Annotated in this window: 13 protein-coding genes; 10 read left to right on the top strand and 3 right to left on the bottom strand. The window is 61.4% G+C overall.

Annotation, left to right across the window (positions count from 1 at the left end):
- Positions 1 to 116: 116 nt before the first annotated feature.
- Both SIN04_RS01550 and SIN04_RS01545 read left to right on the top strand, forming a co-directional pair.
- Positions 117 to 1,304, top strand: coding sequence for an acetyl-CoA C-acetyltransferase (locus SIN04_RS01550; RefSeq protein ID WP_322847441.1), 1,188 nt, complete (start codon positions 117 to 119; stop codon positions 1,302 to 1,304).
- Positions 1,305 to 1,426: 122 nt separating this feature from the next.
- Positions 1,427 to 3,295, top strand: coding sequence for an alpha/beta fold hydrolase (locus tag SIN04_RS01545; RefSeq protein WP_322847440.1), 1,869 nt, complete (start codon positions 1,427 to 1,429; stop codon positions 3,293 to 3,295).
- A gap of 86 nt (positions 3,296 to 3,381) precedes the next feature.
- On the opposite strand, the gene SIN04_RS01540 is transcribed toward SIN04_RS01545, so the two are convergent.
- The gene (locus tag SIN04_RS01540; RefSeq protein WP_134492809.1) at positions 3,382 to 4,422 is read right to left on the bottom strand and encodes a cytochrome-c peroxidase; all 1,041 of its coding nucleotides are present in this window, start codon (positions 4,420 to 4,422) and stop codon (positions 3,382 to 3,384) included.
- A 493-nt stretch (positions 4,423 to 4,915) separates the two neighbouring features.
- On the opposite strand from SIN04_RS01540, the gene SIN04_RS01535 reads away from it, so the two are divergent.
- From SIN04_RS01535 to SIN04_RS01515, 5 genes are all read left to right on the top strand, one after another.
- Positions 4,916 to 5,668: a cytochrome b/b6 domain-containing protein gene (locus tag SIN04_RS01535; RefSeq protein ID WP_341263913.1), complete on the top strand. Its 753-nt coding sequence runs from the start codon at positions 4,916 to 4,918 to the stop codon at positions 5,666 to 5,668.
- 50 nt (positions 5,669 to 5,718) lie between these two features.
- Positions 5,719 to 5,994: a hypothetical protein gene (locus SIN04_RS01530; RefSeq protein WP_134492807.1), complete on the top strand. Its 276-nt coding sequence runs from the start codon at positions 5,719 to 5,721 to the stop codon at positions 5,992 to 5,994.
- Between the two features lie 434 nt (positions 5,995 to 6,428).
- On the top strand, positions 6,429 to 6,995 hold the full coding sequence (locus tag SIN04_RS01525) for an HPF/RaiA family ribosome-associated protein (protein ID WP_166796052.1): 567 nt from the start codon (positions 6,429 to 6,431) through the stop codon (positions 6,993 to 6,995).
- Positions 6,996 to 7,006: 11 nt separating this feature from the next.
- Positions 7,007 to 8,347, top strand: coding sequence for an erythromycin esterase family protein (locus SIN04_RS01520; RefSeq protein ID WP_134492803.1), 1,341 nt, complete (start codon positions 7,007 to 7,009; stop codon positions 8,345 to 8,347).
- 368 nt (positions 8,348 to 8,715) lie between these two features.
- The gene (locus tag SIN04_RS01515; RefSeq protein ID WP_134492800.1) at positions 8,716 to 9,111 is read left to right on the top strand and encodes a hypothetical protein; all 396 of its coding nucleotides are present in this window, start codon (positions 8,716 to 8,718) and stop codon (positions 9,109 to 9,111) included.
- A gap of 161 nt (positions 9,112 to 9,272) precedes the next feature.
- Here SIN04_RS01515 and SIN04_RS01510 read toward each other — a convergent pair whose 3' ends face one another.
- Both SIN04_RS01510 and SIN04_RS01505 read right to left on the bottom strand, forming a co-directional pair.
- On the bottom strand, positions 9,273 to 9,995 hold the full coding sequence (locus SIN04_RS01510; RefSeq protein ID WP_134492798.1) for a hypothetical protein: 723 nt from the start codon (positions 9,993 to 9,995) through the stop codon (positions 9,273 to 9,275).
- Between the two features lie 245 nt (positions 9,996 to 10,240).
- Positions 10,241 to 10,714, bottom strand: a complete 474-nt coding sequence (locus SIN04_RS01505) for a hypothetical protein (protein WP_134492796.1) — start codon at positions 10,712 to 10,714, stop codon at positions 10,241 to 10,243.
- Here SIN04_RS01505 and SIN04_RS01500 point away from each other — a divergent pair.
- The 3 genes from SIN04_RS01500 to SIN04_RS01490 all read left to right on the top strand — a co-directional run bounded on the left by SIN04_RS01500 (position 10,713) and on the right by SIN04_RS01490 (position 13,678).
- The gene (locus SIN04_RS01500) at positions 10,713 to 10,865 is read left to right on the top strand and encodes a hypothetical protein (protein WP_166796051.1); all 153 of its coding nucleotides are present in this window, start codon (positions 10,713 to 10,715) and stop codon (positions 10,863 to 10,865) included. The two genes, SIN04_RS01505 and SIN04_RS01500, sit on opposite strands and share 2 nt — an antisense overlap.
- A gap of 142 nt (positions 10,866 to 11,007) precedes the next feature.
- Entirely contained in the window at positions 11,008 to 11,730 is a 723-nt protein-coding gene (locus SIN04_RS01495) for a hypothetical protein (protein ID WP_134492794.1), read from the top strand.
- A gap of 103 nt (positions 11,731 to 11,833) precedes the next feature.
- Positions 11,834 to 13,678, top strand: coding sequence for a hypothetical protein (locus SIN04_RS01490; RefSeq protein WP_134492792.1), 1,845 nt, complete (start codon positions 11,834 to 11,836; stop codon positions 13,676 to 13,678).
- Positions 13,679 to 13,685 lie beyond the last annotated feature (7 nt).

The raw sequence follows: 13,685 nt of genomic DNA, 5'->3' as shown, positions 1-13,685 counted from the left end.
GCCCCGGACAAGTCATCGCGCCGCTTATATCGGCCGGCTGAAAGGCGCCGGCTTATGCCGCCCCGCTCCGGCAGGAGATGTTTTATAGTCAACGCTCTTTCAGGGAGGAAATTCGCATGACCAAAAGAGAAGCCGTGCTATGCGCGCCGGTCCGCACCGCGATTGGAACCTATAATGGTTCGCTGAAAGCGACGCCCGCGACCGCACTTGGGGCGACGGTCGTCCGCGAGACTGTCCGCCGCGCCAGTCTCGATCCGGCCAAGCTGCGCGCAGTCGTCATGGGCAATGTGGTGCAGGCGGGAAACAAGATGAATCCGGCGCGCCAGTCCGCCATCCATGGCGGCGTGCCGGTCGACGTGCCGGCCATGACCGTCAACCGCGTTTGTGGTTCGGGCGCGCAGGCGATCGCCACCGCGGCTCAGGACATCTGGCTAGGCTTCGGCGACGCCGCCATCGCTGGCGGCATGGAGAACATGGACGCCGCCCCCTACCTGATGCCGGGCGGCCGCTGGGGTTACCGGATGGGCGATGCCGAGATCTACGATTCGATGCTGCGCGACGGACTGAATGACGCCTTCTCCAACGAGCATTCCGGTTGGCACACAGAGGATCTCGTCACGAAATGCCAGATCAGCCGCGAGGATCAGGACCGCTGGGCGGCGCGCTCGCAGGAGCGCTTCTCGGCCGCGCAGGCGGCCGGCAAGTTCGACGCCGAGATCGTCGCCGTGGAAATCAAGGGCCGCAAGGGGCCGGAGCTTTTCGCGAGGGACGAGCACAATCGGCCCGGCACGACGATCGAGTCGCTGGCCAAGCTGAAACCAGCCTTCCGCAAGGATGGAACCATCACGGCGGGGAACGCGCCGGGGCTCAACACCGCCGCGGCGGCAATGATCGTCGCGGAGCGTGGTTTTGCCGATGCGAACGGTCTCGAGCCGGTCGCGCGTCTCGTCGCCTACGGCCTTGGCGCGGTGGAGCCCGGCATGTTCGGCATCGGCCCCGTTCCGGCCGTCCGGCAAGCGCTGGAGCGGGCTGGATGGACGCTTGGCGACGTCGAACGCGTTGAGATCAACGAGGCCTTCGCGGCCATTGCGCTCGCGGTCACCCGCGAACTCGGCCTCGCCGAAGACATCGTCAACGTCGAGGGCGGCGCCATCGCCCACGGCCATCCGATCGGCGCCAGCGGCGCTATCCTGACCACCCGGCTCCTGCATTCCATGAAACGCGACGGGCTCCGGCGCGGCGTCGTCACGCTTTGCATCGGCGGCGGCCAGGGCATCGCCCTGGCGCTCGAAATGCTGGCCTGAGACGGGCTGACGAACCTCCCGGCGACCCACGCGGATGCGCCTCCGTAGGGGAGGATCCGCGTGTCCCGACGGAATTGACTCAGGTCATTCCAACGCCCCGAAATCGCAGGCATTCTTGAGCAATGGAAAACACGATAGCCAGCGGCGCCTCCGCCACCTCCATCGCGCCCAAAGCAGAAAATGCCCCTTTGGCCTCGCCCTTGACAAAGACGGGGCCTGACGGCGCGCCAGTGACACCGTCCGCGACGGTCTGTCCGCCGGACCCGCTCGAGCGTCTTTCCGAGACATTGGACAAGATCGTCCACTCCTCCCTGGCGCGTCTGACCGCCGGCCTGTCGCCCGCCGCCATGGCGGAGGCGTATTCGGACTGGGCCATCCACCTCGCCTTCTCCCCGGGCAAGCAGGCCGCGCTGGCCGGGAAGGCTGCGCGTAAATGGGCGCGGCTCGCGACAAACATCCAGCAGTCCATTTTGTCGGGCGGCCGCTGCGAGGCCTGCATCGAGCCGCTCCCGCAGGATCGGCGTTTCGCGGCGAAGGAGTGGCAAGACTACCCGTACAATGCGATCTATCAAAATTTTCTGCTGCAACAGCAATGGTGGCACAACGCTACGACTGGCATCGATGGCGTCTCGAAGCAGCACGAGAGAGTGGTCGAGTTCACATCCCGTCAGCTTCTGGACGTGGCGTCGCCAGCGAATTTTCTCGCGACCAACCCGGTGGCGCTGCGCCGGACGCTTGAGACGGGAGGGATCAACCTCTTTGATGGCTTACGAAATTTTTGGGAGGACTGGGGACGCGTCAGCCGCGGCGAACCGCCGGTTGGAACAGAGAATTTCAAGGTCGGGCTCGACGTGGCGGTCACGCCCGGCGAGGTCATCTTCCGCAATCGTCTGATCGAGCTGATCCAATATGCGCCCGCGACTGAGACGGTGAGGCCGGAGCCGATCCTGATCGTTCCAGCGTGGATCATGAAATATTACATCCTCGACCTTTCGCCGCAGAACTCGCTTGTGAATTTTCTGACAAAACAGGGCTTCACGGTTTTTATGATCTCCTGGAAGAATCCAACCGAGGAGGATCGGGATCTCGGCATGGAAGATTACCTCCGGCTCGGCTTCCTGGCGGCGCTCGACGCCGTTAACGCGATCGCGCCTGATGCGAAAACACACGCGGTGGGCTATTGCCTCGGCGGCACGCTCCTTTCCGCCGCCGCCGCCGCGATGGCGCGGGATGGGGATAACCGGCTAAAGTCTGTCTCGTTCTTCGCTGCGCAGCAGGACTTCACGGAATCGGGCGAACTCTCTCTCTTCATCAATGAGAGCGAAGTCCATTTCATCGAGGATCTGATGTGGGAACAGGGCTATCTCGACGGAAAGCAGATGGCGGGCGCCTTTCAGATCCTGCGATCGAATGATTTGATCTGGTCGAGGATCATGCGCGAATATCTCATGGGCGAGCGCGCGCCCATGAACGACCTTATGGCCTGGAACGCCGACGCAACGCGGATGCCATACCGGATGCACTCCGAGTATTTACGCAAGCTCTTTCTCGACAATGATCTCGCGGAAGGCAGATTCAAGGTCGCGGGGCGGCCGATCGCGCTGACTGACATCCGCGCGCCGATCTTCTCCGTCGGAACCGAGCGCGACCACGTTGCGCCCTGGCGATCGGCTTTCAAAGTGCATCTGCTGACCGATACAGATGTGACGTTTCTGCTCACCACGGGCGGACACAACGCCGGCATCGTCTCGGAACCCGGACACCGGGGCCGCAGCTACCAGATTCTTACGAAGGCGGCGCAGGACCGTCATATCGATCCTGACGCCTGGCAGGCGCTGGCGCCTCGCAAGGAAGGCTCATGGTGGCCCGAATGGACCGCTTGGCTTGCCGGCCACTCCGGCAAACCTGTAACGCCGCCGCGACTGGGGGCGCCTCAATCCGGCTACACTCCGCTATGCGCGGCTCCTGGCTCCTACGTCCAGCAGCCCTGATGGCGCTGGCGATCGTCGCGGGCAATGTTCCCGATCGACATGATGTTCTCAAAGCTCGAAGCGCCCCGTGGGCAACCTGTTGTCTCTCACGGCTCCGGTTGCGGCGTGGCTGCGCCGCTGGGCGGTAAGATCGGGTAGGTCACAGTCGGCTGGTCTCCCGTCAGGCTGGCGAGGAAGGCTGTGATCTTGTCCACCTCATCGTCGCTGAGCGAGACGCCGAGCTGGCTTGTGCCCATGACCGCCACCGCCTGACGCAAATCCCAGGCTTTGCCGGTGTGAAAATAGGGCGCCGTCAAGGCAATGTTGCGCAGCGTCGGCACCTTGAAAACATATTCGTCGCTCGGCGTCTTGCTGACCATGAAGCGGCCCTTGTCGGCGGGCGGCAGCAGTTCCGCGCCCGGCTTCTCAACCACTCCGAACGGAGCGTACATGCCGCCTCCCACGTTGACGCCATTGTGGCAATTCGAGCATCCCTTATCCATGAACAGCGCCAGGCCCTCCTTTTGCGGCGCCGAAAGCGCGTCGGCCTCACCTTTGAGAAAACGATCGAACGGCGCATTTGGCGTGATCAGCGTGGCTTCAAAAACGGCGATAGCCTTCTGCACATTGGCGAGCGTGGTCGGGTCCGCCTCACCCGGGAACGCCTTGGCGAAGACCTCGCCATAACCGGGGACGCCCTTGAGCTGTTCGGCCACATGCGCTTTCGGCGACGCCATCTCGACCGGATTCATCATCGGCCCGCCAGCCTGCTCCTCGAGATCCTTGGCCCGCCCGTCCCAGAACTGGGCCTTGTTGAAGACCGCATTAAAAACCGTCGGCGCGTTCCGGCCGCCCAACTGCCAGTGATGGCCGATAGATTTCGATTCCGCATCAGCTCCGCCAAGTCCCAGATTATGACAGGAGTTGCAGCTGATGGCATGGCTCGCGGACAATCGCGGGTCGAAGAAGAGCATTTTGCCAAGTTCAACCTTGGCGGGGGTCGCCGGGTTGCCGGGCAAATTCGGCGCGGTTGTCGGAATCGGCTCGAACAGCTGCTTCGCCTTCGTCAGCAGATCCTCAGCGGCCATGGCGGGAGAGGCGATGAGATAAGCGACGGAAAGGAAGGCGGCAGAAATGCTTTTTGCCATGATGAGTTTCCTTACTCATAGTTCGCCCTGCGCCTTTATGGCGGCGGATCATTGCGTCGATCCATAGCGACTGTCGCGGCAGTACATTTGACGCAGCGCGCACGCGACTAGCGTATTCGCGCCGTAATTTCTAAATGGACCCCCGCCAAAAGTAAATCATGAATGCTTCCCTGAATGATATTATGACATACTGATATAACCTGAACGAAAGCTTTGAGGCTCTGGCTCCGCGGCGTCATCTGGACGATTTCATCCCGATACCAACCCCACGCGGAAACGCTCTGTGGCCGAGCGACCCGATGCATCTTGCCGACCTCGTCACTATATAACCTCGAAAGACGTTGGAAGGAAAAGGCGTTGGTGGATTTGCGCACGCGATCCGCTTCCGGCCGCGGTGAGTTCCGAGCTGCAAAAACTGTATGGTCTCGTTGGACGGGAGGATTTGACCGTGGCGCACGATGCAGGCGCCCGGACACTCGAAGGAGGCACGCAAATGATGCAACAAAGGTCTGACGGCCCGATCCAGTACACAGAATATTTTGCGTGGGATGCGCCCACTCGATGGTTTCACTGGATCAACGCGCTTTCCGTGCTCGGACTCATCGGGACAGGGGTCGTGATCCTCAATGATAACGCCCTCGGCCTTTCGGCCAGCGGCAAGATCGTGCTGAAAAGCATACACGCGTCATTCGGCTATGTGATGGCGATCAATCTGCTCTGGCGGTTCGTCTGGGCATTCTTTGGCAATCGTTACGCGAGGTGGCGGGCGATAGCGCCGGGCGGACCCGGTTATCCCGCCGCGCTGCGAGGCTACGTCATGTCTTTCCTGTCCGGGCAGCCGCAACAGTACGTCGGGCATAACCCGCTGGCGCGCATAGGAGTCTCCCTGATCTTCCTGCTGCTCCTCGTGCAGTTAGCTACAGGCCTCGTCATTGTGGGAACCGATCTATTCTGGCCGCCGTTCGGTCACTGGTTTGCGCAGCGGGTGGCCGCGCCGGGCGTCGACCCAGCGGCCGTTCAACCGGGGGCGTCGGCCGTGATCAACGAGGCGTCCTATCAAGCCATGCGCGCTTTTCGTGGACCGTTCGTCGAGATCCACGAGCTTGCATTCTACGCTTTGGCGGTCGTTATCACGCTCCACATTATTGCAGTGGTTTCGACAGAACTTCACGAGGGCGGCGCCATCACGTCCGCGATGTTCACTGGCCGCAAGATCCTTACCCGAAAGCCGCCGGACGCGACGTGACAACAGCACATATTTAAACCAATCCACCGCGGATCGCGAGACCTGTCGACATGGACGACCCCGCTGACAAACCGATTAAAAGTCGAGGCAAGCCAATGCTTGAGCGCCTGAGGGAGCCGCAATGGCGCTTTGCGAGAATCCCTCTCGGCACGGTGCTTGTCCTCGGGGGCGTGATCGGCTTTCTTCCGCTGGTGGGCTTCTGGATGCTCCCTCTCGGCTTGATGATTCTCGCAATCGACATTCCACTTGCTGGCCGCCTTTTGGATAGGCTGACGAAGCTGGGCCGCCGGCTTAAAGATTTCTTTCGGCGGCGGACAAATCGATAAATCATTGGCGTCGTCAGCTATTTGCGAAACAGCCCGGCACGGCCCGTGGCTGCTGTGCCGAGGCCATAGGCGGCGTTTACTGGCCGCGGCGCTGTCGATCCCATCGGCCTATGGATGACAGATCAGCGTCATCACAACAGAAGCGTTGACGTTGCAGGCGATCACTGGCCGCCGCGTGCGCTCGCGCGCTCCAACCCGGCATCAGCTTCGCCATCAATGATGGCGACGCCCGCGCTGCAACGTCTCATCGGTTGATCTTGCAGAAATTGATCTGGCTCAACGTACACAACCCGATTTCACTCTACCCACATCTACAGCCAGCGCGCATGATGGATCGCCGGCGTCTGCGACCGTCCTGCACCTTGAGCGTTGCGTCGCGGGCCCCGTTCCGGGCCGGCGGCGCATGGAAGCCATTTCAGACTGAGGAGGGCCTCATGCAAGCGCCAATCGAGATCGCCTTTCAAAACTGCGACCCTTCGGAAGCTGTTCGATCCGAGATTCTCAGGCTGGCTCAGCGCCTCGAAAAATTCAGCTCCCGAATTACGAGCTGTCATGTCGCAATCATCCGTGAAGAAAAGCGGAGCCGTCACGGCGGACCGTTCAAGGTCGACATCCGAATTGCGATGCCCGGGCACAAGGACGTCATCGTCAACAGGACGCATGATGACAAGCCTGAACGTGAGCATGTCATGGTCGCGGTGAGAGAGGCCTTTGGCGCGGCGCAGCGGCAGGTCGAGGACGCCCAGCGCGATCTGCGCGGCGAGGTGAAACTCCATGCGGTGGAAGATCACGGCCGTGTGGCGAAGTTCCTCGCCGGCGAAGACGCCGGATTCATCGAAACTCCCGATGGGCGCGAGATCTACTTTCATCGCAACGCCGTTCTCGATGACGCTTTCGACCAGCTGAGGGTGGGCTCGGAAATCCGCTTCGTAGAGGAAGAAGGCGACAAAGGCGCGCAGGCGAGCACGGTGCGTCTGGTTGGCAAGCATCATCCTGTCTAGCGGAGGCTGCGATGGCTGATATCGATGTTGCTGGGGCGCTTCGCGCGGTTGGCGCCGACGAGGCGGCGGCTGTGGTGCGCGATTTCTGCGAGCCCCTGCCCTCCCTCGACGAGGTCGATGATTTCGGCGAGTGCTTCGACCGTTTCGGAGACGCCAAGGTCGTCCTGCTCGGGGAGGCGACGCATGGCACGTCTCAGTTCTACCGCGCCCGCGCGGCCATCACGCGCCGCCTGATCGAACGACATGGCTTCAATATCGTCGCGGTCGAGGCGGATTGGCCCGATGCAGCGCGTATTGACCGCCATGTGCGTCATCACCCGCATGAGGCTTCGGCCGAAGAAGCTTTTGCGCGCTTCCCGACATGGATGTGGCGCAATGTCGAGATGCATGATTTCGTCGAATGGCTGCGAACGCATAATGCAAAGCTGCCGTCGCGGCAGCGCGTTCAGTTCAGTGGCCTCGACATCTACAGTCTTGGCGCCTCGATCGCCGCCGTTCTCGCCTACCTTGGCAGGGTCGATCCTCAGGAGGCGATGAAGGCGCGCCAGCGTTACGGTTGTCTTACCCCCTGGCAGAATGATCCTTCCCGCTACGGCAGCGCGACGCGCTTCCTTGACAAGTCGCCCTGCGAGGACGCCGTCGTTGCGCAATTGCGCGAGCTTCTCGACAACCGGCTCATCTATCTGCGCCGCGAGGGAGATTTTTTTGACGCCGAGCAGAATGCCCGCATCGTCCACACCGCCGAGCATTATTATCGGCTGATGTATCGCAGCGCGACAGACTCCTGGAATTTGCGCGACCGCCACATGTTCGACACGCTTGCGCGCCTTTTGACCGCCCGCGGCAATGAGGCGAAAGCCGTGGTGTGGGCGCATAATTCGCATGTCGGCAATGCGGCGGCGACCGCGATGGGCTGGCAAGGAGAATTCAACATCGGTGAATCGTGCCGCGCCGCGTTTGGCGAAGCAGCAGCGCTGATCGGATTTGGAACCGATCGCGGCACGGTGGCCGCCGCGGATGATTGGGGCGGCCCGATGAGATTGAAGACCATCCTTCCGTGCCGCCCGGACAGCTATGAGCGCGTCTTCCGCCAGGCTTTCGTCGAAAAATCGCTCACCGACTGGCGAACAGGCGACAAGAAGGAACTGCGGGACGTGCTGAGCAAACCACGGCTTGAGCGCGCGATTGGCGTCGTCTACCGGCCAGATACGGAGCTTTACAGTCATTATTTCGAGGCGATCCTGCCCGACCAGTTTGACGCCTATGTCTGGTTTGAGGAGACGACGCCGGTGACGCCGCTCAGCGGTGCAAAGCCACACGGCGCGCCGGACACTTATCCGTTTGGGCTTTGAGCATCGGCGGGCATGGATCGCCATAGCCTTGCCGCGCAAAATCATCGACAGCCTGCCTCAGCCGTGATTCCGACTCCGATGCAGCGGCCACGCGCGGTTCCAGCGACCCGATCAGTCGCGCCAAAGACAGCGCCGCCCTTGCATTGGCGGCCTGCATGATCGGAGGCAGGATCGCCTCAATCCTTCAACACTATAAACAAACTATAATTTGTGAGCAGCTGGGAATTTTTCAGGGAGCCGGAAATCACTCGCAAAAGAGCCTCAAACTCCGGACATCCATGCCCTCGCCAATCGTTTCACGATTGGCGCTATGAGGCCTGTCAGGTCCTAAGATTCCGGGTAACCGGAATCTTGTGATGAGGAAGACTATGGATAAAAAGATCGTTGGAGTAATTGGGGCCGTGTCTGCCGTGGCGTCAGTGAATGCGGCGCAAGCTTCTGTTGCGAACGTCGCCCAGCTGATGAATGCGGGGTCTTTCGCCGAGCTGCTTGAGCCCATACCAAATGCGGCGGCTCTTCTACGCGCCGCAAACGCAGCAGAGGCTGCGGCGGCCAACGCGGCGTGGAGCACACAGAAGGCCTCAGGAAACGCAAATGTGACGGTGGCCCAGTATTATAATTACAACTATCCTTATTATAATCCCTATTATAACCCCTATTATCAACATCACCACCATCATCATCATTACTATAGACGCTACAATTACCACCACCATCATCATCACCACCATCATCACTACTATAATGACGGATATCCTGAATAGTTGACGTCGCTGACCCTACAATCGACGTAAAGACGCAGCGCCCAGGACCCGGTTGAGCGCAAACTCAGCCGGGTTTTATGGGTTACGGGATGAAGCGCGAATGTCGGGGACCAGCCCGCGCAGAAAAGGCTTTGAACCGGCCGGTTGGCGAAGCGGCCGGGCTATTTTTGCCTATTTTTTGCGATGGCGGCCCGGTGGATCTGGCGATAGGTCCCGTCAAACACCGTATTTGTGGCGGAGGTCCATTGCGAGGCTGCCGATAAAGTCGAACGGGCCTTGTAAATCCGCCGCGCTTGCAGTTCGCGCTCGGCTGCCTCCTCCTCCGACATCTCGACCAGTTGAAAGTCCGGCTCCTCAGGGATGACGATGATCTGCGCGAACGGTTCGCCCGATCTAAAAATATGGGTCCGGCCTTCGCTGGGCGCCTTGAAAACCATGAAAAACATCATCGGCCACCACCCCCTTAGCAGCGCCGGCACGGCGATCGGAACGGTATCGGTCGTGTCGGTATAAAAACGGGGATGAGGCTCTGTTCTGATCGCAAATCCGTCCTCAACCTTCAGATCGAGAAGAATCTGATAGGTGTAAAACTGATCGCCGAAATTTCTGAAGGGCGGCGAGAACGCTCCGGTCTCAGGATCGGGGCCCGACTGGCCTTCGATCACGAGGCGGCCCTCCCGTGTGCTCACGCGCAGTTCTTGCTCGAACGGATAAAACAGTTCGATTCCATACTGCGCTCCTTCCGCGAAGGGAATGCAATGCCACGGCTGTTCGCGAGAACCGCTCTTGCGAGGCTCCGGCTCTCCGCCCCATCCCGGGACATCCAGCTTCGTCCGGCGCGGCCGAAGCCCAGGGTCACGAAATCTATATTTGATCTTATGCATCAGCTCTCATCATCCGACCGTAATGGACCGCCAACCGAATGGCGCAAAGAGATCATTGTTTGGGCGACTCTATGGCCGCGGCGCCCGGCCAGAACACATGAACGCGCCGACGAGGCAATTTTTCGATGAGGAGCCATCCGGCCCGAACCATCCCCGCCTGTTTGCGCTCTTCCCCAGGCGCAGAGCCGCCTCGGACAATTCTGCGCGGCAGCGGCCCGACTCGCGGCTTGCCGCATCCGCCGTTCTCAGCTCGTGGAAAGACCCTTGCAGATAAGCTTTGACGCCAACTCGTCGGTCAGACGATGGACGATGGCCGACTGCTGCGGCGAGAGAGTTTCGTCCATTTGGTTCATCGCCGAGCCGAAGAGCAGCGCATGTCTCGCCCTCTCCGCTGTTTCATCGACGCGTTCGCCCGACGCCAGGCGCCGTTCGTATTCCCTGGTCAGCTGTTCGAGCTGAGACATGGTTCTCGCGAAATCCCGCCACGCGGAGTCCTGGCTCGGATGAATCCCCGCCAGGCGGTGGATTCCTTCCAGCCGTCCTGCAAGGTCTTTTGGCTCCGCGACGCGCGGCGGCGCATCAGAACCGGCGCGCACCACGCCAAAACCGTTTGAGCCGCCAGGATCTCCCATAAGGCCCACGAAGAGACCCGCCGCTGCGATGGCGAGCGCCGCCGGGAAGCATGACGCCCTGAAGGCGCTGAACGCGCGTGACCGCATGATCGTGAAGCCCGAGCTGAATCTCGCGAAGATTGCAATGACGGCAGGTTACCAACCAGCAATTGCCATATTTATCAACTACATATGCAGCAAAGCATTGTACTTTTCAACGCGTGCCGATACGCTGACTGAGCTGGGGCTTTCCGGTTGATGGTTCTCATTAGCCGGCAGACATTCATTTTCCGTACGAGTCATGGTTGTAGAGCGCGCGGCTTGGGCGGGTTCCCGCGGCGGGTCGAGCCCTGTTCGCGAGGTCTCGCGTTGGAAAGGCAGATCCGCCAATGAATCTTGGGATGATCCTCAGTTCCGCTGCGCTCGGCGTCTCTGTCGTTGTCTCGGCGTTCAAGTTCGTCGACTGGCTACTTCACTCTGACGCCCGCACCCTTGTCCGCACGGCCCGCTGGTCGCTATTCGCCGCCACCGCCGCTTCCGTGCCGGGCCTCATCGCGCTGCTGGCGTACCGGCAGTGGACGCTGGCGATGCTGCTTGGCGCCGGCATGCTTGCCGTGCCGGCCGCGATCAACTGGCGCGCCTTCATCCCGCGCCGGCCTTTTCGGCCGATGTGGAGCGAAACCCGCCCGCAGGATGAAATGCGCGGCGACTTTGGTCAGCCGCCGCCGGACCCGGAGCTGGCGCGCCGGGCCGCCATCATCCTCGAAGATTATCTGAAGCACGCCGGACATCCCGAAATCAGCGCGCGGATCGACAGCCGGCGGCCGCCGGCCGTGGCGGAGGGCGGATCGCCTCGCGGCGACGGGCCGATGGGCCCCGAAGAGGCGCTGGATGTGCTGGGACTTGAAGCCGGAGCGACGGCGGCGGCGGTGCGCGCCGCTCACCGGCGGCTGATGCAGGTCGTTCATCCCGATCGCGGCGGCTCGAATTATCTCGCGGCCAAGATCAACCGGGCAAAGGATGCGCTGCTGACCGAAGCCGCGCGGAAGCCGCGGGTGGCGGCGCGCCGGATGCGGGAGCCTTCGAAGCGATCAACCGGCGGGGACGCGGGCGGGTGCGCATGAGGGGCAAAAACAAGGGCGCTCGCCGCCGGTCGGGCCGGGGATGCGAGCGCCTGTTTTGGATAGCTGCCCGGCTCTGCCGGCGGCCGGTTGGGCGGGAGAGGTCATGAGCGAATTCAACAAGTCCGCGAAGGTCAAGGACGCGGAAAAGATCGACATCAACCTTCCTCTGGCTCCAAAGAGCGAAGGCGCGCCGGCGAATGGCGGCAAAACGGAGGTCGAGACCTTCCTCGCCCGACGCTCCGAAGTCGCGAAATCGGACCATGAAGAATTCCAGGACTATCTGCGCGAGAAGCAGGCGCGGGCGCTCGCCATGCGGGTCGAGGCCGCCCCTGAGAAAAAGGAGCCAGGGATCACACGCCGCAGCGTGTTCAAGGTGGGCGCTGCGACCGCGTTCGTCGGGGAAACCGCGGCGCTTGGCTATCATGCGGTGCAAAGCGGCGCTCTGAGCGCGCTTGGCGTTGTCGGCGCCAGCCAAAGCCAGGCCACAGCCGGCGCCGTCGCCGCGCAAGCACAGCAGCAGCCAATCAGCCGCGAACTGATCGACTCCAAAGCGGATTTCGGCGGCAGGAGCCTCGGCAAATGGGTCGCGGTGCTGCCGACCAAGCTCGGCGGGGGCGCCTATGCGCTCGATCTCAACACCAACAGGGTGATGGCCTCGATCTGGTATTGGAACTATGGCGACTTCAATCCGATCGCCCATCATCTGTGCGCCTTTCCGAGCGCTGACCCCTACAGCAGTTTTGAGTTCATCAACAGCACGCAGGGCGGCAAGAATTCGCTGATCTACGGCATTCCCACCCGAATCAGCGAGCCCGCGCCCGGCTTCAACATCTACCGTGTCCGTTATGACGGCGCGCAGATGCAGTTGATGGAGAACGTGTCCGAGGCGACCGGCCTCGGTCTTGGCGTGCACGTCACGATCAATCCGAAAGATGCCCAGTCTTATTTCGTAACCGACGGTCAAAAAGACATCGCCGCCTGCTTTGATAGAACCACATCGCAGGTCAAGGCGGCGCTGAAGTTCGACTGGAAGCCGAATTCAAGCCAGCTGGCGCGCGCCTGGCAGGACGGCGGCGTGCTGAAAATCTCGAAAATCCATCCTGACGGCCCCACCGGCCAATATGACTACCTCGGCACGAAGGGTCAGAAGATCGACTGGGAAATGGTGCCTATGGGCGAGTTGTTCGTCGAGGAAGGCACTTTGCCTGGCGACGATCCCATGAGCCTCACCGGCGCGGACGGAACGATCTGGCACCCGACCGGGCGGTGGGCCGCGACGGTCGTTCGCCTTTGCGGCGGCATAGCGATCCTCGACGCCGAAAACAATTTCGATCCCGTCGCCTTCCTGCAGTTCAACGCCAATTCGCAGGACCAGTATGAAGTCGTGAAAGTCGCCGAGGATCACTGGGAGGTGACGTTCGACAAAATTCATTCGCCCGGCCACGAGATCGGCTTCTCGCCGGACGGCCGATTCCTGTGCATGATGAACAATCTGCGGGAAAACAACTGTTCGGTGTTCTCCAGCGCCGACCCCGACCCGCGCAACTGGAAGAAGATCGCTCACGTCGAAGATCCGCTGTGGAGGGGCAAGTACCCAAATCCGTTTCACATGGTGTTTTCCCTCGACTCCAAAAAACTGTATCTGTCGGTGCTGCATCCCTCGCCCGCGTCCAGCGGCGTCATGGTGGTCGACACCGATACGTGGACGATCATGAAAGAGATTCAGGGCATCGGCCCTGATCTCCAGACCCCGGCCATCACCTACGACGGCAAATATGTGATCGTGCCGTTCAGCGGCTTCCAGCGGCTGTCGAGCGGGATCGCTGTGATCGAGACCGAAACCGACCGCCTGATCGGCATCCTTCCAAGTTCGGGAGGGCACCACGACTGCGTGATCGTTCCGACCGAATTGGCGCATATGAAGCACACCCGCTCGTGCACGCTTTGACGCGGGA

This window comes from Methylocella tundrae (assembly GCF_038024855.1).
Classification (GTDB): domain Bacteria; phylum Pseudomonadota; class Alphaproteobacteria; order Rhizobiales; family Beijerinckiaceae; genus Methylocapsa; species Methylocapsa tundrae.
Note: the sequence above shows the minus strand (reverse complement) of the source record. Positions and strands in the feature narration are given on the sequence as shown.

Excerpts from the sequence above, each read along its gene's own strand:
- SIN04_RS01550 (WP_322847441.1), top strand. The coding sequence starts at position 117 with ATGACCAAAAGAGAAGCCGTGCTATGCGCGCCGGTCCGCACCGCGATT.
- SIN04_RS01545 (WP_322847440.1), top strand. The coding sequence starts at position 1,427 with ATGGAAAACACGATAGCCAGCGGCGCCTCCGCCACCTCCATCGCGCCC.
- SIN04_RS01540 (WP_134492809.1), bottom strand. The coding sequence starts at position 4,422 with ATGGCAAAAAGCATTTCTGCCGCCTTCCTTTCCGTCGCTTATCTCATC.
- SIN04_RS01535 (WP_341263913.1), top strand. The coding sequence starts at position 4,916 with ATGATGCAACAAAGGTCTGACGGCCCGATCCAGTACACAGAATATTTT.
- SIN04_RS01530 (WP_134492807.1), top strand. The coding sequence starts at position 5,719 with ATGGACGACCCCGCTGACAAACCGATTAAAAGTCGAGGCAAGCCAATG.
- SIN04_RS01525 (WP_166796052.1), top strand. The coding sequence starts at position 6,429 with ATGCAAGCGCCAATCGAGATCGCCTTTCAAAACTGCGACCCTTCGGAA.
- SIN04_RS01520 (WP_134492803.1), top strand. The coding sequence starts at position 7,007 with ATGGCTGATATCGATGTTGCTGGGGCGCTTCGCGCGGTTGGCGCCGAC.
- SIN04_RS01515 (WP_134492800.1), top strand. The coding sequence starts at position 8,716 with ATGGATAAAAAGATCGTTGGAGTAATTGGGGCCGTGTCTGCCGTGGCG.
- SIN04_RS01510 (WP_134492798.1), bottom strand. The coding sequence starts at position 9,995 with ATGCATAAGATCAAATATAGATTTCGTGACCCTGGGCTTCGGCCGCGC.
- SIN04_RS01500 (WP_166796051.1), top strand. The coding sequence starts at position 10,713 with ATGATCGTGAAGCCCGAGCTGAATCTCGCGAAGATTGCAATGACGGCA.
- SIN04_RS01505 (WP_134492796.1), bottom strand. The coding sequence starts at position 10,714 with ATGCGGTCACGCGCGTTCAGCGCCTTCAGGGCGTCATGCTTCCCGGCG.
- SIN04_RS01495 (WP_134492794.1), top strand. The coding sequence starts at position 11,008 with ATGATCCTCAGTTCCGCTGCGCTCGGCGTCTCTGTCGTTGTCTCGGCG.
- SIN04_RS01490 (WP_134492792.1), top strand. The coding sequence starts at position 11,834 with ATGAGCGAATTCAACAAGTCCGCGAAGGTCAAGGACGCGGAAAAGATC.